The sequence below is a fragment of the Terrisporobacter hibernicus genome (assembly GCF_020809405.1).
Lineage (GTDB): Bacteria > Bacillota > Clostridia > Peptostreptococcales > Peptostreptococcaceae > Terrisporobacter > Terrisporobacter petrolearius.
In genome coordinates this window covers 3,495,983-3,518,814 of sequence record NZ_CP081135.1, presented here as the reverse complement: position 1 = coordinate 3,518,814, position 22,832 = coordinate 3,495,983, and the positions used below count along the sequence as shown (strand labels likewise).

At 27.6% G+C, this 22,832-nt stretch carries 27 protein-coding genes and 1 other annotated feature (1 of these 28 cut by a window edge); of the genes, 2 read left to right on the top strand and 25 right to left on the bottom strand.

Annotated features, from left to right (window positions below; translation table 11 throughout):
* Positions 1 to 52, bottom strand: a binding site (T-box leader); it reaches 159 nt to the left of the window's first position.
* Positions 53 to 162: 110 nt separating this feature from the next.
* From JW646_RS17035 to JW646_RS16920, 24 genes are all read right to left on the bottom strand, one after another.
* Positions 163 to 1,482 (bottom strand): DUF2812 domain-containing protein, encoded by a 1,320-nt coding sequence (locus JW646_RS17035; protein WP_228415768.1) that lies wholly within the window; start codon positions 1,480 to 1,482, stop codon positions 163 to 165.
* Complete coding sequence (locus tag JW646_RS17030; protein ID WP_074916227.1) at positions 1,469 to 1,795, bottom strand: PadR family transcriptional regulator; 327 nt, start codon at positions 1,793 to 1,795, stop codon at positions 1,469 to 1,471. The genes JW646_RS17035 and JW646_RS17030 overlap by 14 nt, the downstream gene beginning before the upstream one ends.
* 34 nt (positions 1,796 to 1,829) lie before the next feature.
* Positions 1,830 to 2,588 carry a DUF2812 domain-containing protein gene (locus JW646_RS17025; protein WP_228415767.1) on the bottom strand — a complete coding sequence of 253 codons (759 nt, stop codon included), beginning with the start codon at positions 2,586 to 2,588 and terminating at the stop codon, positions 1,830 to 1,832.
* A gap of 348 nt (positions 2,589 to 2,936) precedes the next feature.
* Complete coding sequence (locus JW646_RS17020) at positions 2,937 to 4,073, bottom strand: aldo/keto reductase (RefSeq protein WP_228415766.1); 1,137 nt, start codon at positions 4,071 to 4,073, stop codon at positions 2,937 to 2,939.
* A 310-nt stretch (positions 4,074 to 4,383) separates the two neighbouring features.
* Positions 4,384 to 4,734 (bottom strand): hypothetical protein, encoded by a 351-nt coding sequence (locus tag JW646_RS17015; RefSeq protein WP_228415765.1) that lies wholly within the window; start codon positions 4,732 to 4,734, stop codon positions 4,384 to 4,386.
* Between the two features lie 212 nt (positions 4,735 to 4,946).
* Positions 4,947 to 5,114: a hypothetical protein gene (locus tag JW646_RS17010; protein WP_206923675.1), complete on the bottom strand. Its 168-nt coding sequence runs from the start codon at positions 5,112 to 5,114 to the stop codon at positions 4,947 to 4,949.
* Positions 5,115 to 5,287: 173 nt separating this feature from the next.
* Positions 5,288 to 5,734 (bottom strand): GNAT family N-acetyltransferase, encoded by a 447-nt coding sequence (locus JW646_RS17005; RefSeq protein ID WP_228415764.1) that lies wholly within the window; start codon positions 5,732 to 5,734, stop codon positions 5,288 to 5,290.
* A gap of 66 nt (positions 5,735 to 5,800) precedes the next feature.
* A complete protein-coding gene (locus tag JW646_RS17000; RefSeq protein ID WP_228415763.1) occupies positions 5,801 to 5,968 on the bottom strand; it encodes an acetyltransferase in 168 nt (55 codons plus the stop codon).
* Positions 5,958 to 6,287: a hypothetical protein gene (locus JW646_RS16995; RefSeq protein WP_074916220.1), complete on the bottom strand. Its 330-nt coding sequence runs from the start codon at positions 6,285 to 6,287 to the stop codon at positions 5,958 to 5,960. The genes JW646_RS17000 and JW646_RS16995 overlap by 11 nt, the downstream gene beginning before the upstream one ends.
* Positions 6,288 to 6,477: 190 nt before the next feature.
* Positions 6,478 to 8,049 carry a murein biosynthesis integral membrane protein MurJ gene (murJ, locus tag JW646_RS16990; protein ID WP_228415762.1) on the bottom strand — a complete coding sequence of 524 codons (1,572 nt, stop codon included), beginning with the start codon at positions 8,047 to 8,049 and terminating at the stop codon, positions 6,478 to 6,480.
* A 241-nt stretch (positions 8,050 to 8,290) separates the two neighbouring features.
* A complete protein-coding gene (locus JW646_RS16985) occupies positions 8,291 to 8,494 on the bottom strand; it encodes a hypothetical protein (RefSeq protein WP_228415761.1) in 204 nt (67 codons plus the stop codon).
* A gap of 214 nt (positions 8,495 to 8,708) precedes the next feature.
* A complete protein-coding gene (locus JW646_RS16980) occupies positions 8,709 to 9,473 on the bottom strand; it encodes an alpha/beta fold hydrolase (protein WP_228415760.1) in 765 nt (254 codons plus the stop codon).
* A 28-nt stretch (positions 9,474 to 9,501) separates the two neighbouring features.
* On the bottom strand, positions 9,502 to 10,038 hold the full coding sequence (locus JW646_RS16975) for a hypothetical protein (protein WP_228415759.1): 537 nt from the start codon (positions 10,036 to 10,038) through the stop codon (positions 9,502 to 9,504).
* Between the two features lie 54 nt (positions 10,039 to 10,092).
* The gene (locus JW646_RS16970) at positions 10,093 to 11,592 is read right to left on the bottom strand and encodes a WD40/YVTN/BNR-like repeat-containing protein (RefSeq protein ID WP_228415758.1); all 1,500 of its coding nucleotides are present in this window, start codon (positions 11,590 to 11,592) and stop codon (positions 10,093 to 10,095) included.
* A gap of 566 nt (positions 11,593 to 12,158) precedes the next feature.
* Complete coding sequence (locus tag JW646_RS16965; protein WP_228415757.1) at positions 12,159 to 12,719, bottom strand: HD domain-containing protein; 561 nt, start codon at positions 12,717 to 12,719, stop codon at positions 12,159 to 12,161.
* A gap of 363 nt (positions 12,720 to 13,082) precedes the next feature.
* On the bottom strand, positions 13,083 to 13,580 hold the full coding sequence (locus JW646_RS16960) for a hypothetical protein (RefSeq protein WP_228415756.1): 498 nt from the start codon (positions 13,578 to 13,580) through the stop codon (positions 13,083 to 13,085).
* Positions 13,581 to 13,731: 151 nt separating this feature from the next.
* Positions 13,732 to 14,211, bottom strand: a complete 480-nt coding sequence (locus JW646_RS16955) for a hypothetical protein (RefSeq protein ID WP_228415755.1) — start codon at positions 14,209 to 14,211, stop codon at positions 13,732 to 13,734.
* A gap of 67 nt (positions 14,212 to 14,278) precedes the next feature.
* A complete protein-coding gene (locus tag JW646_RS16950; RefSeq protein ID WP_331478033.1) occupies positions 14,279 to 14,869 on the bottom strand; it encodes a YdeI/OmpD-associated family protein in 591 nt (196 codons plus the stop codon).
* Positions 14,870 to 15,096: 227 nt separating this feature from the next.
* The gene (locus JW646_RS16945; protein ID WP_228415754.1) at positions 15,097 to 16,014 is read right to left on the bottom strand and encodes a hypothetical protein; all 918 of its coding nucleotides are present in this window, start codon (positions 16,012 to 16,014) and stop codon (positions 15,097 to 15,099) included.
* Positions 16,015 to 16,332: 318 nt separating this feature from the next.
* A complete protein-coding gene (locus JW646_RS16940; RefSeq protein WP_206923692.1) occupies positions 16,333 to 16,737 on the bottom strand; it encodes a DUF2251 domain-containing protein in 405 nt (134 codons plus the stop codon).
* A 68-nt stretch (positions 16,738 to 16,805) separates the two neighbouring features.
* The gene (locus JW646_RS16935) at positions 16,806 to 17,237 is read right to left on the bottom strand and encodes a DUF6678 family protein (RefSeq protein ID WP_331478032.1); all 432 of its coding nucleotides are present in this window, start codon (positions 17,235 to 17,237) and stop codon (positions 16,806 to 16,808) included.
* A 27-nt stretch (positions 17,238 to 17,264) separates the two neighbouring features.
* Positions 17,265 to 17,843: a DUF2625 family protein gene (locus JW646_RS16930; RefSeq protein WP_228415752.1), complete on the bottom strand. Its 579-nt coding sequence runs from the start codon at positions 17,841 to 17,843 to the stop codon at positions 17,265 to 17,267.
* 214 nt (positions 17,844 to 18,057) lie between these two features.
* Entirely contained in the window at positions 18,058 to 19,845 is a 1,788-nt protein-coding gene (locus tag JW646_RS16925; RefSeq protein WP_228415751.1) for an aminopeptidase P family N-terminal domain-containing protein, read from the bottom strand.
* Between the two features lie 294 nt (positions 19,846 to 20,139).
* Complete coding sequence (locus JW646_RS16920; RefSeq protein ID WP_228415750.1) at positions 20,140 to 20,340, bottom strand: hypothetical protein; 201 nt, start codon at positions 20,338 to 20,340, stop codon at positions 20,140 to 20,142.
* An 882-nt stretch (positions 20,341 to 21,222) separates the two neighbouring features.
* On the opposite strand from JW646_RS16920, the gene JW646_RS16915 reads away from it, so the two are divergent.
* Both JW646_RS16915 and JW646_RS20170 read left to right on the top strand, forming a co-directional pair.
* Positions 21,223 to 21,771: a hypothetical protein gene (locus JW646_RS16915; RefSeq protein ID WP_228415749.1), complete on the top strand. Its 549-nt coding sequence runs from the start codon at positions 21,223 to 21,225 to the stop codon at positions 21,769 to 21,771.
* A gap of 25 nt (positions 21,772 to 21,796) precedes the next feature.
* The gene (locus JW646_RS20170) at positions 21,797 to 21,931 is read left to right on the top strand and encodes a hypothetical protein (protein WP_255701441.1); all 135 of its coding nucleotides are present in this window, start codon (positions 21,797 to 21,799) and stop codon (positions 21,929 to 21,931) included.
* A 323-nt stretch (positions 21,932 to 22,254) separates the two neighbouring features.
* On the opposite strand, the gene JW646_RS16910 is transcribed toward JW646_RS20170, so the two are convergent.
* Positions 22,255 to 22,665: a hypothetical protein gene (locus JW646_RS16910; protein ID WP_228415748.1), complete on the bottom strand. Its 411-nt coding sequence runs from the start codon at positions 22,663 to 22,665 to the stop codon at positions 22,255 to 22,257.
* Positions 22,666 to 22,832 lie beyond the last annotated feature (167 nt).

The window sequence follows — 22,832 nt, the reverse complement described above, 5'->3', positions numbered from 1 at the left end:
CCTAGCTCGCTGAAACATGAATTATATCTACTTTCTTTTTCATCGAATTTAATTTATCTTTATTTGTTAATTATTATTGTAATTGTGTTCTTTTATATTGTCAATACATTATTTTTTTATTATATATAATTAAAACACATAGAATCTTGTAACTTATTTACGCTACTCCCATTCAAGGCACTTATCTTTAATAAATTTTTTATTTTCTTCAGTAAAATCTATACTTCCTGAAACGCAAATAACTCTGTCTTTATATCTAAGTATATACCCATCCTTAGATTTATTGTCTTTGTAAACTTTTATAGCACCCCAGTCCTTATCCTGTACTTCAACAAAATCCTGATTCTTATAAAGCTTTAAATAAGAATTGAAAATCTTGTCTAGTACCCATTCATATTTACTTTTACATATATCATATTTAAAATATCCTTTGCTATGTTGAGAAAAATAGTCATAATCTTCAACATTATTAAATTTATCATAGTAATATTTATAATCACTAGCAAGGAAAGATTCTGATCTTGCATAATATAAATTAGTATTTTTTATTTTAATATTTTCAAAATCATTTATACTCATAATTACTGGCTTATTGGGGTCTCCCACATAATTTACCATATTTTTCCCAGTGATAAAAATATTTGCAGACAAAAATACGCCAACTACAAATATGATAGTACCTAATATTTTGCTTACTTTTTTATACTTTGATAGTGTTATGTTTATAAATTTAATTATAAAAATGATAAGTAAAAATGTAAAAATAGATATATATATATAAGCTACATTGTTTATATCATCACCTATTAAACTTCTAAAACTTAAAATTATAAGGATAAACATGCTTATACAAACTTTCGCAAAAGAATTGCGTATTTTAAATGATTTACATGAAATATAATTTATATCTTCTCCCAGCTTTAAGGCTTTTTTAGATTTAAAATACCACATTCCATCTCTTATTGTGCAAGATATATATAAAAATCCTGCTACTAATAAAGTCATCATTAAAATTACACAAACATTGTTTGGTATTAGAATAAAAAATTTATAACCTAAACTAAACATAAGATTAAATCCCCATATTATAGCAGTAAAAATATAAAGAAGCATATTTATCAATATAAATTTACGCATTTTCTTTATTATCATATCTTCATCAGTATGTATAGGTGTTATGTTTTCGTCTTTGGTATAAAATATAAGGAATTTGCCATAACTTGGACATAAATATGTCCATCCTCCTGCTTCACAATACTCTATATATTCATGTATAGAACCATTTTTAATATTATCAGCAAAGTTATCAACTACAAATTTACACTTAACTGGTGGTGATTTTTTAAAGATAAAAAGTCCACAACTTTTGTGGGATAACATCCATCCTTCTAATGCTTTTTCTTCTAAATATTCTTCTATAGCTTTACACTCATGTTCTTTAAACAACAATAATTCAGCAATCATATTTTTACTTATTCTCATGATTTCCTCCCATATACTTTGCCCCTTCATCTACCATGGATTTAAGTCGCATGTATTCTTTATTTAAAGCTTCATATCCTTCCTGGGTTATTATATAACTTCTTTTTCTTCCATCTACTGCTGTTTCTCTTATTAGACCAGAGCTTTCAAACTTGCCAAGTAGGGCGTATAAGGTTCCTGGTCCTACTGATATTCTACCTTCAGATATGTGCTCGACTTTTTTCATAATGTCTACACCACAACATTCATTTGTTAAGGCTAGTAATACATAATACATGGGTTCTGATAGTGTCTGAAGTTGCTTTCTAGCCATTTTTAAACCTCCCAACTATTCGATTTCAAATATGTTAATTTATAATTATTTTAATAATTTTTACTAAATAAAAAATTGTTGCCAAAATAACTAATACTGTTCCTAAAATTGTATCTAAATTAGTAAAGCTTCCTATTAAAATTATTATTAATATTGAAAGCGTTATTACTACAAGATCAAAATATGCCATCTTTATTTTAAATTCTTTAAGAGTTAGGTATTTTACATCTTCTTTTTGTTTGATACATTTACTAGATTTGATATACCATAAACCTGTTCTTATAAGATCCACAACTAGCCATGTAATAAATATGACAGAAACCATTAGAAGTAATAAATAGCCATCACCATAAGATTCTATGTTATTACCCCAATTAGGTACAAAAGCGTCATATACATTGGAACCTGTTAAATAAAGGCACCATAGAAATAGAAATAAATATACTAGAATTGATTTACGTACTTTTTTTAACACCACTTCTTCATCCGTATGTATAGGCGTTATATTTTCTTCTTCACTGGAAAATACCAAATATTTATTAGTTTCACATATATACTTCCACCCACTGGCTTCACAATACTCTTTGTACTCACCTGTTTTTAACTCAGTAAATATATCTACAGTATATTTAATTTTGGTAGGTTTTCCTTTTTTGAATACAAAAAATCCAGCGTTTCTATCTTCTAATATCCACCCCTCTAGGGCTTTTTCTTCTAAATACTCTTCTAAGGCCTTGCATTCATTTTCTTTAAACAAAACAAATTTAATTAATGTATTTTTGTTTATTTTCATAATATACCTCCCTATTTTTTAGGTTTATGAATAAAAAATTCGCTTCGCTCATATCGCCAACGAGATGCCTTAGCTACCGCTTTAAGCCACTGCGTGGGCGCTATGAAATTTTAGGCAACTCCGTTGCTAAAAAATTTAGCCATTGTAATATCGAGTATCGATAATAATATATAAAAAAATCTGCAACTTATATATTTATTTAAATATTAACATCGAGTATCGATATTGTCAATAAATTCCATAAACATAATATTAAATTTATTATAATTAGGGAATAAATAAAAACATAGGATACTATGGTAGTAGAATGATCATTAATTAAGTAGAGCAAAATCACGATAGTTTTATCTATCGTGATTGTTTTCTTTCTTTTTCAAAAGTTGCTGCTACTTCTTTTAAAGCATTTGTTATATCAATATGTTGAGGACAGCTACCTTCACATTTTTTACATTCTATACAGTCAGAAGCCTTTCCATAAGTTTTTGTGTAGTTACCATAATACACTCCCTGGGTAGAAAACCCCTTATTATCAGATTGTTTTTCTGCATTATATAGAGCAAAGTAATTTGGTATTGGAATATTTTTAGGACATCCTTCTACACAATATTGACACGCAGTACAAGGTACAGCTATTGATTCATTTATCATTTCTACTGCTTTGTTTATGATATTTAACTCTTTATTATCTAAGGGTTGGAAGTTTTTCATATATGATGTATTGTCTAATAATTGCTCCATAGATGACATACCGCTTAGTACCATCATTACATTCTCGTGACTTGCTGCAAATCTTATTGCCCAAGATGATACAGACATATCTGCATGATAATCTTTAAATAGCTTTTCTACTGACTCTGGCACTTTTGCCAATGTTCCACCTTTTACTGGTTCCATAACAATTACTGGTTTATTATGCTTTGTGGCTATCTGGTAGCATTTTCTAGATTGGATACTTTCATTATCCCAGTCTATATAGTTTAATTGTAATTGAACAAAATCTACTTCTGGATGAGCTGTTAATATTTCTTCTAGTAAGTTTGCATTATCATGGAATGAAAATCCTGCACTTTTTATTTTGCCTTCTTCTTTTTTCTTTTGAACAAATTCAAATACCTTAAATTTTTCGGCTATTTCATAATGTGAAACTCCTAAATTATGTATTAAATAATAATCAAAATAATCTACTCCACATTTTTCTAATTGTTCATTAAATATTCTTTCTAAATCTTCTTCTTTCTTTAGAAACATTGTTGGCATTTTTGTAGCCAGTGTAAAACTTTCTCTAGGATGACGTTTTACTAATGTTTCTCTTATGACTGTTTCACTTATAAAGTTGTGATACATATATGCTGTATCAAAGTAAGTAAATCCCCTTTCTAAAAATGTATCTACCATTTTATTTACTTCTTCGTAGTCCACAGTTGTTGGATCTTCACTATTTGTTATGGGTAATCTCATATATCCGAATCCTAGTTTTTTACTCATAGTACACTCCTTTTTATAAATATGTTTTTAGTAAATTTTTCATTTCCTCATATTTATATCCTAGCACTTGGAGTTAACTCTAAGTCAACTGTTTTTAGCTGATTTTTACTTATATCTACTCTTTAATTCTTTGTATATATCTAGAAATTCCTTTATTATAATATAAAATGATACAATAATAATTATAAAAATTCCAATTATTAGAGCAATGGAGATAAATACGTTTAAAGTGTCTATAAATATTCATCCTTTCTATAACTATATTTTTTATATGATTATTGACTTAAATTATAGATTTTACTATTATTTATTATACTGAAAAATAATCACCCCAATAAAATATACCATGCTTAGTAATAACCCAACTATCCCACGGCATCAGTGTAAGTGGTTCCAATGGATAATCTTTCAACTCATATACTGTTTGATCACCTTCTATTACAGCTTCTGGCGGTCTTCTACAACTTTTATAATCTACTTTTAAATTTATTGATAATAAAAGTAAATCTTCTCTTCCTTTTAAAGTCGTTTCATATGACGCAAATGCCTGTCTAAGTACTGCAAACCTAAGTGCCCCTATTGGTGTTAAAAATATATAAAATAGTAATCCGCCTACTAAAACTATTGGAATTGCTATCTTATACTTAGTTTTCTTTTTCAAAATATTCAACTCCTTAAAATTAACTAAATATCCAATTCTTTTATTGGTATTCATCAACACAATAATAGCACAAACTTTCCTGTACAATATATTTCTTACTGAATCGTTAGGTTAATCTATATTAAATAATCAAATTTATAATCTATTCAAAATAAAAAAAAGAAGGAGCATAGCCCCAACCTTTTTTGTTTGAAATATGTAAATATTATAAATTATCTACTTTCTAAATTATTAACTTTTTTCTCTAAATTAGAGATTCTACTGTTTACTAATTCTTTATTTTTTCTGTGTATTTTAATAAATCCATATATAGCAATAGCAATCATTATCCATAGTATTATGTTTAATATTTGAAAGAAAAATTCATATGTTATGGCCATAAAACCACCTCCTTTTAGATATTTAATTATTAATCCTTTGTAGAAATATATTTTTTATACGATTATCTATTAGGCTAATAATAATAAAATTAACTGTATTCATTTCTTCCCCCTAGTTTTTATCAATTTTATAAACGCCTACTTTTACGTCTTTTTTGTAAATTGGTGTTTATCTATTTTTCCATTATATAATTTATTAACATAACACCATCTCTTTCTACTAATTGTTTTTTTGTTGCTTTGTAACCTCGCTTCTCAAAAAATGATTTTGCAGTTATAGATGCGTGAGTTTTAATACGTTCTACATCACATTTTTTCTCTAGTCTATCGCAAATTGCTGTTGCAACACCAATACTTTGATAATCCTTATGTACATATAATCTATCCAAATAACCTTCATCATTAATATCACCAAAACCAATTATTATTCCATTTTCTTCTACAATCACTGTATAGTTATTTAAAAAAGATTCATTCCACTCATTAATATCAATATTTCCTGTCGCCCATACATTTAACTGCTTCTCTGTATAGTCTTTTGCATTAATACAATGAACAGTATTATAAAATAAATCAACAATTTCATTACAATCACTTGATTTATATTCTCTTATTTCCATAGTAACTCTCCTGTCAAATTCCTTTTTTCTACATAATATCAATAGTTTCTTTTTTGCCTATATAAATTATAAGTATATGTAATATCTTTGAATTTTTTCTTTATTATCCATATCTTCACAATGAAGTATTCCACCATTATTCAATATTGTTTTTGCTGAATAAATATTATCTTTAGAACATGTTATCAAAATTTTATCAATATTTAGAGTTTTAAAACTTAATTCACTTCTCAATCTTACACCCTTTTGGCCCCAAATATCCTATAGAAACAAGGAGGATAACAAAAATCAAAGCAAATGCAAGTATGGAAATTAACGGAATATACAATGATATTAAGAATCCAGAACTCCCAACCAATATTATTAATAAAAGCATTCTTTTCAATCTATGAACAGCAATTATGGGATTATATTTTTTCTGTTCTTCACTATCCATTTGATTGTACCACTTGAACCACCTAGATGACTTGTTTTCATTTACTAGTGTATAAATAATAAAAATTAATAAGTTTGCTAAACTAACTGCTAGAAGTCCACTTTGATACTTGTCCATACTAATACCTCCAATCTCTATTTTAGCTACAACATGTAAGTTGAACTTCACTATGTAGTAAAGTTCTGTATTATATATGCAAAAATGATAAGATACAATCACAATTATTATGCATTATTGATATTAATTCAAAAAACATAACAGTTATAAAATTCCTATTAATTCATATAACTGTTATGTTCTTTTTTCTTTATTTTATTATTTTAGATTTAACTATATCAATAACATAATCAGTTGAATCAACTTTTAAAATTAATACGATTATACTATATGCAATTGCTCCTATACCAACAGAAACTGCCAATGCTAAAAATTCACTAATTAAAGATATTTTTGCAAATAATTTTAATACTATAAAAGCCATTACACATGATGCTGCAAATGTTTTTAGAAGTGTTGTAAAAATACTCATTGCATTAAACTTTCCTATTTTCTTTCGAAGTTGAATCATTAAAAAACATACAGCTACTATTGCAGCCAGGCTTGAACCTAATGCCAGTCCTGAAACTTTCATTGTTTGAATCAATATTAGATTGAATAAAATATTACATATAACACATAGTATACTGTTTTTCATTGGGATTTTAGTATCTTGCAAAGAATAAAATATCCTTACTAGAATGTCTCTCATTCCACTTGCAACCATACCTATAGCATAGCAGGATAATACTTGGGCTGTTATAATAGTTGCAGTTGGGTCAAATGCACCTCTTTCAAAAACTATTTTTACTATAGGTTCAGATAATATAAATGCACCAACAGAAATAGGCATAGTTATTAATATAACTGAATTTACAGATTTACATAATGTAATCTTTAGTTGTTTTAAATTTTTGTTTGATCCTAGTTTAGTAAATATGGGATACATTACTGTTGTTATGGAAGCAACAAACACTCCTATAACAAATATATTTAATTTATATGCAAAACTCAATGCTGCTACAGATCCTGTAGGTAAAAAAGATGATAGATTTTTATCTACCAAACTGTTTATTTGATATGCTGATGCACCTACTAATATGGGACCTATAGCTAAACCCATTTGTTTTACATGTTTATCAAGTAAATTTATATTAAATTTGTATCGAAATCCTTTTTTATAGCAAAATGGAATCAAAAATACCATTTGAACAAAAAATGCAAATACAGTTCCATATGCCAAAATTTCCATGCCAAACCTTTTACTAAGTAAAACAGCTATTATTATAGAAATATTATATGGAATTGGCATTAATCCTGTAACTAGAAAATAGTCATGTATTTCCAAATATGCTTTTAGTACGTATGTTATACATACTAAGCCCACGGAAAACAAAATAATTCTTGTTAATTGCATTGTAAGTTGGAGTTTTTCTCCATTAAAACCAGTTGCAAATAATTTAACTAGTGGCTCTGTAAAAAACCAGCCTAAAACTACTACGATAAATGATACTAAAAATATAATATTTATAATATTACTTGTAAACTTCAAAGCTTTTTGTCTTCCTTCTTTACCTTCTACCTCTGTGTAGATTGGCATATATGTACTTTGAATAGCAACGCCTAGCAATGCTATAAAGGCCACTGTTATAATATTCAACGCCATAAAATATGACTCAGCTATAACACCTATACCGTATACATATCCAATAACCTGATCTCTTAATAATCCAACAAATTTTGATATTATTGTAGCAATAAACAATATAGATGCTGATTGTACTGCTTTAGACATATAGCTACCTCTTTTCATATTAGTTATTTTCGTATAATAATTTTTCATATTTTAATACAAATTGAAATTTATTATAGCACCTTAGTAATTGTAGCTAGCTTTTATTATTATTTCAACTTACGATTTGGTTATAAATGGTATATTCCCCCTAAAACATTGTGGTTTTTATAACTAAATACCCTATTATTTCTATTCTATTGCCTATTAAAAAACTCAAAATTAAAATAACTAACCAATATATTTAATATTAGTTAGTTATTTTAGTTTTTGTGACCAGTTTTTCTTAATCCTATTGTTTTTTCTCTAATTCTTCAACCCTATATTTTGTATAATCTAACTCATGAGTTATAGTTCTCACCTTAAGTTGCAATTCAGATATTTGATGACTAAAATATATAAATCCCCCAGCTACTGCAATAAGTAAAATTAAAAATACGATCATTTGTCTTTGCATTATTTTTAAAATCTCATCTTTATCCATCTCTTTTTCCATTAGTTTATCCCCTGTATTTTCTTATATATTAATTTCATCTACAAATTGTCAATAGTCCAACAATTGATACTATGAAATAAATAAGTACTAACACGTACACTATTGATAATATATACATCATATTAATCACCTCAAGTATAAGTATTAACACTATTTATGTGATCTAAACTTTGTTGGCTATATTAATGTTTCTTACCTTAACTATACCATAAATTTACTCCTCAAAAAACCTTTTACTTAATTGTACAAATTCATTTTTATTAGAAATTATAGCAGGGTGACCACCTGATTCAAATAAGTAAATTTCTCCATGACCAATTTTTCTTAACATGTCTCCATATATATCTTGAAAATAGTTAGGATTTATAGAGCATACAAATTCATCTTCTTTGCTTCCTGTTAATAAAATCTGTGGTTTAAGAGTTTCTAAAGGTTTGTGAAAAAACTTCCCAATAGTTCTATCATGTTCAACTATACTTTTAGTATCATTATCAACTACATTCTCCCAGCCATCACCATGCATGTAGTTATAAAACATTTTAGCATTTTCATCATATTTAGAAAGTTGTCTACCTTTAATTATATTTTTAGTAAACTCTTTTAACGGATTTTCCCCTTCAAAACTATCTGCTATTACTTTATCAACTAACTGCGGTGCTTCTAATGCAACGTTTATTGCAACTAGTGCACCACCACTACTGCCAATCAAATTTACATTATTATATTTCTTTTCTTTTAAAAACGAAATTACTTGTTGTGCTTCATCAAACCATAAATCAACTGGAAATTCTTCAAGTCTATCAGACTTTCCATGCCCTAAAAAATCAATTAAAATAACCTTATAATTTAATGTATATGATTCAATTACATCTAAAAACATATTTGATGAAGCTGTGTTTCCATGTAATAGTAATACCGGCTTTCCCGTTCCAATTTCTTCGTAATATACTTTCTTATTTTTATAATTAAAAAATGGCATATTTACCTCCTAATTTTTATTTTATATTTCAATTAGATACATGACCTTCACTTATCATGCCTTTTAACATTTTTATAAAATCATCCTTTTCATCTCCCAGAACACTAAGAGGAACGTATGCACATAATATATTTTCACTTGATACTATACCAATAATATTTTCATCCATCATTATATCTTTTGTGTCCTCTACACTTGTAACTTTAACAGATGATGCGCCATGAAGTAAGAATTCATTGTCTTTTATTTCAAGTATTCTTTTGACATATATTATATCCGGATTCTTTTTTGCCATTATTTTAGCAAAGATCTTTGGGTTATTTGATAATACACGATTTGATAATATAATAGAAGAAAAAATAAACACAGCACCTACAACTATTACAAATATATTGCATAGAACTTTCAGCTCTAATAATCTTAGTATTAAGCTTATGCATATATAAATTAGTGCAAATCTTATTATAAGTGTTTTATCAATTAGGCTTTTCCCTTTCATTAATTTGAAGTTCATTTTTAAATAAGATACATAATCATCAAAACTAAATTCATATTCGTACTTCATAATATTCTCCCTTTTTTCAGATTTAATATTTCTGGTACTTATATAAAAGTATTATTATATTGTTGATTGTGATTTTCCCCATGTTTTCCCATTATCTTTTGACTCGAATAGTACACCTTTATCCCCTTTATAGTCACCATCTTGACCTTGTCCTACAATCATTTTTAATACGCCACCTTCTTTGTAAGGCACAGTTGGAAAATCAAAAATACTTGTAGTAAGGCCACCTTCTAATTCTTCTTCCTCTTGATTAAATTCCACCTTTTTAAATGTTTTTCCTCCGTTTTCACTACGATATAGTGTTGCACTATCACCAGATTTATTTACAGTAACTACAAATCCAAGTTTTTCATTTATAAAGTTTATACCATATATGCTTCCAACAGCATCTCCAAAAGGGTTTTCATTTATTTTCTCCCATGTAACACCACCATCAGTAGTCTTTATTAGTTCATAAAAAGTACTTCCAAGGGCTGCATCCACAGGATTTAGTTTATATCCTATTTTATTTGATAAGTGAAATTCCTCTTTACTTGATTTATTAGGATTATTGAATTCATCAGGTTTTTCTTCTTCCTTATTAGGATTATCTCCAGGAAGAATATTTTGACTTTTACTCCAGTCTGTATCATTTATTAAATTATATCTAAAAGGCGTTATCTCTTCTTTCTTATTTGGAATGTATAAAGATACGCTATACCCAGTTATTTCTCCACTAAATTCTTCTAAATACATGTTGTATATATCCTCTAGCTTAAGTTCATGGCCATCTTCATAAATATTTATAAGCCCTGTTGTGTTATATCCCCAGCTTCTTTTTCCACTATAAAGTAGTCCATATTCTTTTTCATTATTTTTCAAGTAGGATTTTTTTATATTAATTGCTCTTACTGTTTCTACTAAAGGATCTAATAATTTGTCTTCAGCGTAGTCAGCATTTACTACTCCATCAAGTCTTATAGTCATTTTATTTGATTTGTTGCCATAAGTTATGAGGTAACTCTTCTCCTGTCCATCTTTATTTTTACCATAAACAAAGGCGTATAAATCTGTAATTTTTCCATCAGAGTTAAACTGTAGCTGAAACTCATTGCTTATGTATAATTTCTTTGGCAGAGGATATTTTTCATTTATATCATTAAAAATTCCTTCCACACCATATTTGTAAAAATTATTGTGTTCAAATTCAACACTTCTTTCTGTTTTTGCTCTAAGTATAAGCCATGAAAGTTTTCCACCAAAATTTACTGAACTTTTGTATATGTTGTATCCATAGAAGGATGTAATTGCAATTATTAATGCTATAGATGTGTATTTCCAAGGTTTTGATGTTGCTAGTTTACTTAGATTGCCCTTTTTATTTTTTATAATTTTAGTAGATGTAATTATAATAACAAGTATAAAAAATACAGTTAATAGTATTAATATTTGAAGATTGTAATTGTGTCTTCCATATTTGCAAATTTCAGCTAGTTTATAAAAGAAAAAACCATATGCTATAAGCAGTATTGGATTTGTTATTAGTGATACGAGTATTTGTTTTAGTTTGTTCATATGTGATTCCTCTTTTCCTATGATTAAATCTATATTTGTATATCAAATTTTAGTATATTTTATAATCATAAATTTTCTTGTTTATTTATATGGTATCAAAAACATTTTCATTTCGCATTATTAATAGGTTTGGGTAAAATAAAAGCTAGCCTCATAGGCTAGCTTTGTTAATTTTTTAGATATACTTCTTTAACTATATAATTAAAAAACATTTTTATTTAGCATAGGTCTAAAGGGTCGACATAAAACCCCATCATTATCATTATATCTAAAAATTCCGATAAAAAACAGTCTTTTTCTTATAACATTTTTCATATAGAATTAAGTAAATAAAGCTTATAAGGAGAGATAGTCATGAAAAAGGGAATTCTTTTATTATCGTCTGTAATCTGTGGAGTGTTTTTTGTATTTAAACTAATAAGTAATAAAAAAGATATGGCAAAAATAAAATAGTATGAATAGTAAAAAGATATAGGATTTAGTATTATACTAATTCTATATCTTTTTAATGTATGTTTAATAACAACTTAAATTTTTTATAACTTTAGCAGTCAAATTAAAATTTATCATATCTCTCCTAACTTCTTAAAAGTATCTTCACGAACTGCTTGTCTTAATGTTGTAAGATATTCTGAAAAGGCAACTTTGTCATCCGCATAAGTTTTATTCAATTCATATTCTCTCGGAATCCAAGTGGATAAATCAGAAACATTATGCTGAATTAAAGCTTCAAGTCCATCAATAGCTTTGTAAATTTGGGCTTCTATAGTTTTGCGTTCTGCCATTTCTTCATAAAGTGAAATCATTTCTTTTGCGTATTTAGCAGGAAGAGAATTTACCCAGCTATACAGAAGATTTTTTTCTGTCTTTTCATCAGCTTGTACCTTTTCAAAAGTAGGAATATCCCCTGTAAACGCCTCTCCCAAGTCATGGATAATACACATTGTGATAACTTTATCCATGTTTACTTCTGGGAATTCATCCTTCATAAAGTAAGCCATTAAAGTCATCATCCAGCTATGTTCGGCTACACTTTCGTGTCTACCTTTAGACGTATAGCAATGACGAGTCTCATCTTTTAGTCTTTCGGCAATCAAAAGTGCATCCAGTAATTTTCTTGGTTCCATAATTATTCCCTCCCTAAAGTTTCTATTTTTACGTTTGTTCTGTAAATTGGAATTTATCATTCCATAAAAAATTTATTTTTTCTATAATTTAAAATCCTACATAATAAATTTGTATTATCTATACTCATAATACCTTTATGTATATTTCATTGTGATTATCAAATTCAAATCCGCAGGATAGCAATACACCGCAAGAGGATTTATTTTCCTTTTCTGGTTGAACAATAACTCGCTTTGCATTAGTATGATTGCTTATTTTTAAAACTAAATCCCTAATTATCTGTTTCCCCAAACCTTTGCTCAAGTAATTCTGTTCTTCATATAACCTCCTATTGTATAAATAATTACCCTACAATTTTGAATTTATAAGTTAATTAATAAAATGCTTACTCCTACAAATAGGCATGGGAATATACCTACTAATATTCCTACTAACCCATGAACAAAATGATACTTTTTTTGATGATATTCTTTATCCATATGTTCAGTACCAGGTAATCTTATTACCTTAATATTAGCAAATAAAATCCAATCCATAAAGAAACAATCCCAAACATTAATTATAAACCAAATAAAAAAGCTTCCTAAAAAACCATCTAGAAAAGTTTTTGCCTGTGCTAAACTCATTAGTCCAACAAGTACTATAAAACCAATGAAAATAAATATCCCCTTCTTAACTATAGCTGTTTTACTTAATGGTTCTGCTGGTATTCTTTCATGAGTTTTAAAATATTCTTCTTGAATATCTTTTGGATAATCATGAATCCACCAAACCGGATTTTTACATAAAGGAATAAATATAACTAAATTGAAAATCACTGTTATAATTACAGTTTCTATTAATAATATCCACAAATTCATACTTTAACCTCCAATCCAAATTCCTATTTATTTACATGACTTTGCCCATTTTTCATTACAATTTTCATTCAAATTCTTTCCAAAGGATACATTCCTAAATGAAAGTAATAGTCCAAATTGTATAAAAAACTAGGTTAAACCTAGTTTTTCTTTAAATATGTAAATTAACTTTTTCTTCAAATTCTCTAATCTTCTTTAACAATCTATTCTCATTATTCTTTTTAAAAATAATCATACAACCAAGGAAGATTGCAGGAACAAATAAAAGCTCTCTCACTACAAATCCATCAAAAATACCCATGATGGGAAACATAAGAGAGAAAATAAATCCAAAAACAATAAAAAATTTTGTGCCTGAGCCACTTTTAAAACTTCCTGAAATATAGGATGTAGACTCCTTTTCAAATATTTCCCCTTCAAAATTATATGTGTCTAAAACTCCTTTATGAGTAGCATAGGTTCCAGGCGTATTATTTGTATATAGCATAAATTTTATTTTGTTATTAATTCTCCTACATAATAAATTTGTATCAGTAGAATTGTCTGCATTTACAACTTTCAGTTTATCCAGTTCAGTAATCAAAGTATTTTTAGAACAGTTAAAATCAAATCTATGATTGCCTTTATTCATAAAGTCCCCCTTTTATTGACCATAATTTTAAGTATAGTATAAATAAATCTCATGGATAAATTGGAATTTAGTATTCTAGTAATCTCCCATTATCATCCCATTCACCATACATAACACCTTTTTCAGTATTTTCTATAAATTTTTTTAGTCTCTTATTAAATACTTCGGGTTGTTTTTTATAAGCTTGAATTGTATCTATTCTTACTCGTTGATATAAAGACGGAAAAGATTTATAGTTCTTATAAACAATAGGATTTTCTTTTATAGAATCTATTATTTTTTCGTCTATTTTAAAATATGCAATAGACATATCTGGTAGAATATCTCTGCCTGCTTTTGTCATTTTACCCATTTTTTCTAGCCTACGACAACGTTCTTTATTTAATTCAGTCCATGAACTATTTTTACGACGTGGTGATAAACGTTGAGCAGTAAGTCCATCATCTACCTTCTTACAAGTGCTATCAATCCAACCGAAACACATAGCTTCCTCTACTGCGTCCAAGTACCAAAAAACCTCATCATTTTTAGGTTTACCTCTTTTAACAATCACCCAACACTCTTTTTCTATCTTATGATTCTCATCTAACCATTTTCGTAATTCATCTCTATTTTTAATATCCAATAAATTTGTTACTTCCATATATTTCTCCTTCATAAACTCATATTTATCTCTTAATTGTAGCAGAAAAGCCACTGACTTTATATCAATGGCTTACTATCTCAAGTTATTTTTATTTTAGCCTAAATAATTTTTTAGTCTGTGGTTTTCACAAAAGTATTTCTATTATATTTTTTCTGTGGAAATTATCATATGTTTTCCCGTTATATACCTTGTATTTATTATTTTGTAAATATAATTAAGATCTCATGTGATTGATTTGCCTAATTTTCAAAGGCTATCTGAATATTTTTTATCACCTGGTTACCATAGTATACATGAATAGTAGTAGTTCCAACACCTATACCTGTTATTCTACATTTATCAAATTCATCACTTACTTTGCAAATGGAGGTGTCGTCTACAACATAAGAAAGATTATTTTCATCTATCTTTTCCTCTTTATCACTATCAAGAGCCAAATTCATTATTATAAAATCCCCTTTTTTAAAAACATATACAGACTCATCTTTTTTGTAATCTATATCAAATATGACTTCTGTTACATTTACCTGACTTGTGTTTAAACCTATAAAAATCGCTGTACCTATAATTCCTATAAAAACTACTATAAGTAAAGGAATTATGTAATTATGTTTTTTGTTTGCAGAGCTTAAACTAGGGTCATTTTCTTGGTAGTCTTTTAGTAAATCTATTTCGTAATCCTGAGAATTTATATTATTTTCATTGTGTGAAAAGTTATTTTCCATTTGACTGTTTTGGTTAGTATCATAAAGCTCCTCAAATATTTCTTCCTGTTCTAAATTACCTTTTAGTAAACACTTCTCTATTTTTTTATCTTTTATTTTAATATATTGTGGCCATTTTAAACCATATTTCAAATTTTCCAATATAAAATTTATTCTTTTTTTGGGAATATGCTTCTCTTCCATTATAAGTCTTGCTTTGCATAGGGCTATTTTTCTATTTAAGTCATTGGTGTTTTTCTTGTCTAAAAGGATCTCTCCTATGCCCAGGTCCAAAGCTTCTTTTAGCCATGCAGATTCTTTAGATAAATTTGGTCTTAATTCATTTATCATCACACTTAAATGAGTAGAGTCTAACAATGAATTTTTCCCAAAATTTTTTATTATAAATCTTAATACCCCACCAAGATTTTCTTCTAATTTTTTATCACTCATTTTACACCCCCTCATATATAAATTATTATTTGATTTATATGTATAGAACTCTATTGTGGTAGCAATGTATTGTTTTTGAGATTTGGTGTTATTTAACCTGAGCAATAAAAATATGTAAATCTATAAAATAAAAAAGAGCATCTTATCTTGATGCTCTTTTAATTGGCATTTTATTAAAATTGTGAATTAATATATTTAAGGTTATCATTCCAAATACTTCTAATCTCACTATGTCATCCTCATTATATACAACCATTGATATCTATTCCTAATTCATTTAAAAAGTTTGTTAATTAATTGGTGAATTAAATTTGAGAATCATTCATCTCCTAATTTTAAAAGTTCACCTTCATTATCTCTAATACCTTTTTCCCACACTTCTATTTCTATGGAGACAATTGTATTTTTTTCTCTAACAGCATTTAGTTTTCGTTTATTGCACAAGTCAAATATTCCCCAACATTCTCCATCTACAATTAATCCCGTTTTATTTGAATCATCTGACCATATAATAAATACTTCCTTACAATCTTCAATTGGAGGCTCTATCTGATTATAAATCCATAAATGGTCAACTATTTTATCCAATTCACCATTATCATTCAAACTACATAAATACATATAGCTAGTTTCTCCATCATCTTCAAAAACTGTAATCCATTTATTATTGGGAGATTCACATTCTATAACAAAGCTTTCTTCCTTATTCAAATTACTACTCATATTTTCTCCTTTAAAATATAGCTACATCCAATTTTATATGTCAATATAACTAATATAACCTATATTTATTATTTTTTTGCTCTTATATAACCTCTAATTACATATTCCCCATTGTTGTGTTCATATGGGATATTATATTTATTTAAAATATCAACAAATTCTTTTTCAGCATCATGCAACACTTTCTTTGAAACTAATCTTCCACCTGTCTCTTCATAATATCTGGGCCTTACTTTTATCCATTCAATCACATAATAATCTAAATATACAAATGACTCTTCATCATAATTTCCCATATAATCTACATCCTGGTTAAAATCACTATAATCTTGAGAATCTTCTTCTTCAAAAACAGTCTTCAAAATGTATGGTGGTTCAAATGGCATGTCATAAATCATTGCATCTCTAAACTCATTCCATTTAGTATTATTCATTATCGAAACTAGACGATTACTTTCAAGATACTTATTAAATTTTTCTTTCTTATTCAAATATTTCACCTCATTAATTTTTATGTAATCTATGATTTAGCAATCAAGTCTACTTGCCATATCAAATTGAAATTGTATTATTTCTTCCATTGGTATTTCTTTACGTACTCTTTTTTCAAAACTATCTTCCTCTGCCCAAAGAAAAGGATAAAATGATACACCATTATTTATATCTACATTTTCAATATCATTTTGCCACATATTCCAACGATAATCTTGGTAATAAGTATCTGTATCACCATGTAATGCCCAATATATAAATTCAGAGTAGCTTAAATCATTGTCTTCCCATGTCAAAGTATCTGGTGCAAAATATCCTATATTACCATTATCAATCAAAGCAAATAAGCCACCTAGAATATCTTCAGCAACTAATAAATTGTTATATGGAAACTTAACATTTCGCTGAAAAAAATTTGCTTTTCCTGCTCCGTATATTCTAATCCAATTATCTATTACAAGTCCTCCTGTATTAAGCACAATATTACCAAATAGACTATCTTCTTTAATTTTAAAAGTATTTGAAATTTGCCTTAATACAGTTTCTTCAACAGGTAATATCTCTACCTTTTTAGATGAGAGTTTTATGCTCTCTAATATTTTTTCAATGTACATACTTCTCTCCCTAATTTCTTTACCTAATGAATAAAATATATTTGAATTTATTAAAAATGCTTATTAAGTCATTTTTAATATATAGTATTATAACACCTTTTATTTCACAATATATAACAATTACGTACTTATTTTTTTATAACAATAGCATTAGACTTGAGTAAATTAAAAATACACTTTCCAGCGATGGATCACTGAAAAGTGTATTTATTAATTAGATTGCTCTTGTATATTTTCTTAACCACTCAGTTTCTTCTTCATTTAAGAATGGTGATATTTTTTCAAATACTTCTTGGTGATAATTGTTTAATAGTTTCTTGTCTTCAGCTGTCATTATATCTGGATTAATTGCGTCTAAATCCATTGGAATAAATGTTATTGTTTCAAAATGCATAAATTGTCCGTATGCATTTTTATTACCTTTTTTACAAAGTAATTCATTTTCTAAACGTATACCATGAGAACCTTCAATATATATACCAGGTTCATTTGTTATGATCATACCTGCATGGAATGGTTCTATTTCTCCTTTACGGTATTGCCAACGGAATCCTGTTGGACCCTCATGAATATTTAAAAGATAGCCCACACCGTGACCTGTACCATGGTTGAAGTTCATATCTCTATCCCAGAACGGTTTTCTTGCAAGCATATCAAGTGTCATACCTGTGCATCCTTCTAAGAATTTAGCACTTCCTAGTTGCATATTACTGATTGCTACTAGTGTAAAGTTGTCTTTCATTTCCTGTGAAATTTCCCCAAGAGCGAAAGTTCTTGTTATATCAGTAGACCCTTCATAAAAACCTGCACCTGTATCTGATAGATATAAGCTTCCTTCTTTAAATTCAACATCAGTTTCTGGGCTTGATGTATAATGAACTATTGCTCCATGCTCTCCAAAAGAAGATATTGGTTCAAAACTTGGGCGTATAAAATCACCCATTTCACCACGAAGTTGGTCTAATTTTTCAGATGCACTAATTTCAGTAATTTTAGTTTTTGCCACATTTTCTTTTAACCATTTCATAAATCTTACATGGGCAACACTGTCTTTAATTTGTGCTTTTTTGATATTTTCAATCTCCACTGGATTTTTTATAGCTTTAAATAAAATCTCTGGATTTCTTTGTTCTACTTTTAATACATTTGATGGAATATTGTTATAAAGAGCATAGTTTACTTTTGATGGGTCAAGAAGTACAACTTCATTTTCTCCAATTTTTCTTGCATCTTCATATACATCATTGTATGGATGAAGTACAACGCAGTCTTTAGCAAGATTTGCTTTCATCTCATCATTTAATTTACTCTCATCAATGTATAACTCAACAGTATCTTTAGTGATTATTGCATATGCAAGAACTAGTGGGAAGAACTCAATATCATTTCCTCTAATATTTAATGTCCAACATATATCATCTAAAGTTGTAAGAACATGAATAGATGCCCCTGCTTTATCCATTTCTTCTCTAATTCTTTTTAATTTGTCTGATGTTGATTCACCTGTATATTTAACATCCAATGCAAATGCTGGTTCTTTTGAAAGCTCTGGTCTATCATTCCAAATTTCACTTATAAGGTCTTCATTATAATCAACTTTTGCATTATTTGCTTTTGCTATTTTTTCATATTCTTGGCCTTCTCCTACTGATACTACACGACCATCAAAACCTAGTGTTTCTCCAGATTTTAATGTTTCTTTTAAATATTCTTCTATAGTTGGAACTTCTGGTTCACCCATTCTCATTAACTCAACTGTAGTTCCTTCAAGTTGTTTAGCAGCTTGTATAAAATATCTTCCATCTACCCAAAGGCGACCCTCAGTCTTTGTTATAATTGCAGTTCCTGCAGATCCTGAAAATCCAGTGATGAATTTTCTAGATTTAAAATGCTCTCCCACATATTCACTTTGGTGGAAATCAGCAGTTGGAACTATGTAAGCATCGATGTTTTTTTCTTGCATAACTTTGCGTAAGTTTTCAATTCTTTCTACTATATTCATCTTATATTCCCTCTTTTTTTTTATTTTTATTGTCTTGTGCCAAATCATATAGTTTTTTCTTAAATGTAACTTTTAATTTATATATTTTTATAAGTTAAGAAATGCATTTAAAGAATTCACTAATACCATATTGCTTTATAGCAATTAAATTGTAACACCAAATATATATAAGTCAATATTAAATCAACAAAATAATATGGGTAAATATATTAATATAAATAAATTAGGAATATTATGTCACTAGGTATTTGTGGAGCACTAATAAACTTCTTCCTATTTTATTAAAATCATTTGTTACTTAACTTTTTCTAATTCATCAATAAATATTGAAATTTCACCACAATTTGGACAAACACTAGCCTTTACCTTACCCTTTGTATCCGAAAAAATTCCACTTCCTTTTCCAAGCACTACTGATGCGCACGCTGTAATATTTTCAGTCTTTAACATATAATCTTCAACCATAACTTCATCACATCTTAAACATTTTCTCATACTATATCCCCCTTAAAGTATTTATAATATTAAATATTTGTCAATTTGATTGTATCAGAAAGCCTAATTTAATGTATGTTTAGAAAGCAGAAAGTACATCAGGACTTGTGTTCCCATAAAGAGGGTGTGTATGATCTCTATAAATATTAAGATTATGCTGATAGATGATTATTTATTATATTTGATAAATAATATTAGCATTATTAAGTAAATAACTATAAATAAAAGTGAGTACATGTTTAAAGAAAAGCCATAACTTTTATAATATAAAGTTGCGAAAGTTATAATACTTATCAGTATTATTATAACTTTCTGTTTGAGAAAAAATTTCATAGATTTACTTCTTTAATTAATAAAAAATTTATATTTGCTCTTTATTTGCAGGTCTCCAGTATACTTTATACTTAAGAGTTTGTGATTTGTTTGAACTCCCTGCTTTGGCTAATTTAAATGAAACATTAAACATTGAACAAATTATTAATGAAAAAACTATGAGTTTAGATTTCATTGTTTTTTTCATAATGATAAAATACCAGCTTAATTTATATTTAATATGTTAATTATATTTTAAATATGTTGATTATATTTTATAGGCATTTACTGATACAAAAGTAACTTAAACCGTTGGCAATACTTAAACACAGTGGCATTACCCTCAAATAATAGTTTAGGGGTTAAGGGATATATGTGAACAACTTGGTATTGGAGAAAAGGCGTTACAACGTATAATTAAAAATAGTGATATACTATATTTAGTAGTTATAAAAGTATTTGAAAATCACAATTTAAGTATCGTTGATTGCTAAGCTTAAATCTAATAGAAAGTTTAAAATGGGTAACGATGAGTAGGAAAATAATAGTTAAAACAAAGGGGGATAAAAAATGAATATAAAGAAAAATATTATAGCAATGATATTTGTATGCTCGATATTATTTACAGGGTGTAATATGAATAAAGATATAGGTGAAAATGAAATACCATATATAGGGGATGAAAATGAAGAAATTGATAATGGTGTAATTAATGAGAGGTATGCAAAGGTAGATAAACAAAAACTAACTTATGATGAATTTAAGTATTCTGGTGAGAATACAAATCAAGTTGAAGTTCATCTTGCTGATTCTATAAAAAATGATATTTCTTATAAAGATATATTATTAGAATTTACATATACCTCAGAAGAAAATCCAACTAAAATAAGTTATGAAGAGGCTTTAAAATTAATAAAAAAAGTACTTCCAGATGATATTGAAAAAGTTAAATCTATATTAGACAAAGAGGTTAGTAAAGAGTATATATACTATAAATCAGATAAAGGAAACTTTAGAGTAGGTTTGTCTTATGGAGAAGACTTTAATGATAAAAGTATTAAAGAGATACATAAAGATTCAATAGCAGGTATAGATTACAGCAAAGAAATAGTGCAATAATATTACAAAATTATTTACTAATTAGGTGCTTAGCATAGTAGCCCCAGCAAGTTCCTATGTTTTAATTAAAAGTGGTTATCAAGGTAAAACGGGATATGCTGATACAAACATAAAATCAACACCTCGTTCACCTAGAATTGTTGGTAGCTGGATGTCTTAATATAGTTTTATTAATAGATATAGTTTATATTGAAAATAAAAAATTAGAAGAAATAAAAAAAGACTAGGAAGGTTAACAACTTTCTAGTCTTCTTTTATTAATTTACAGAACTGACGCATCCATATTTAAAAGAGATTTAAATATTTTCTTATCAACTATACTATTGACCTCACTGCCAGATAGACCTGCTGATTATTGGAATTTCTTTACTTCTTCTTTAGTTTTAGGATCAAATGTACCTATAAATCCACCGGGACCCAATTAGGATTAAGTGCATATCTAGTATCTAACCATTTTTGAGTCTGATATACTCTTTCATCAAATTATTTTGGCATATGATCGTTTACCCATAAGGTTATACCTACCGTTTTTTCTAAATCATATTCATCTACATTATTTCCATCTTCTTTGAATGGATGCATATATGTTGCACTATAATAAAGATTATCTGATTCATATATCACTTTTGTGACTCCAGTATGAGAATTATAAGAATTTTTTACTTTCTTAATATCTTTTGGCAAATACTTTTTTGTATATTCAATAGATTTTTTCATAGTTCGTTCTATTGGATTAGACTCTCCATAATTTGAAGCAGCAGACAATTTTTCTCTTATTTTTTCAATATCACTTTTTTCATTTTTTTCGGTTTTTGTTGATACGTTACTTGGTGTATCAGTTGACTTGTTGTTTGTTTTATTACAACCAATCATAAATATTGATATTACTATCATACATATGCTAATTATTTTTAATTTAATATTAAAACCTCCCTTCAAACTTAGTTTTAAATGTTTATATATGGTGTTGGTTTTATTTATAAGTATCATTATGAAATACAACTTTAACCATGGAAGCATAGCCTCAAACCAAATTGTAACACTAATAACAATATACCGCG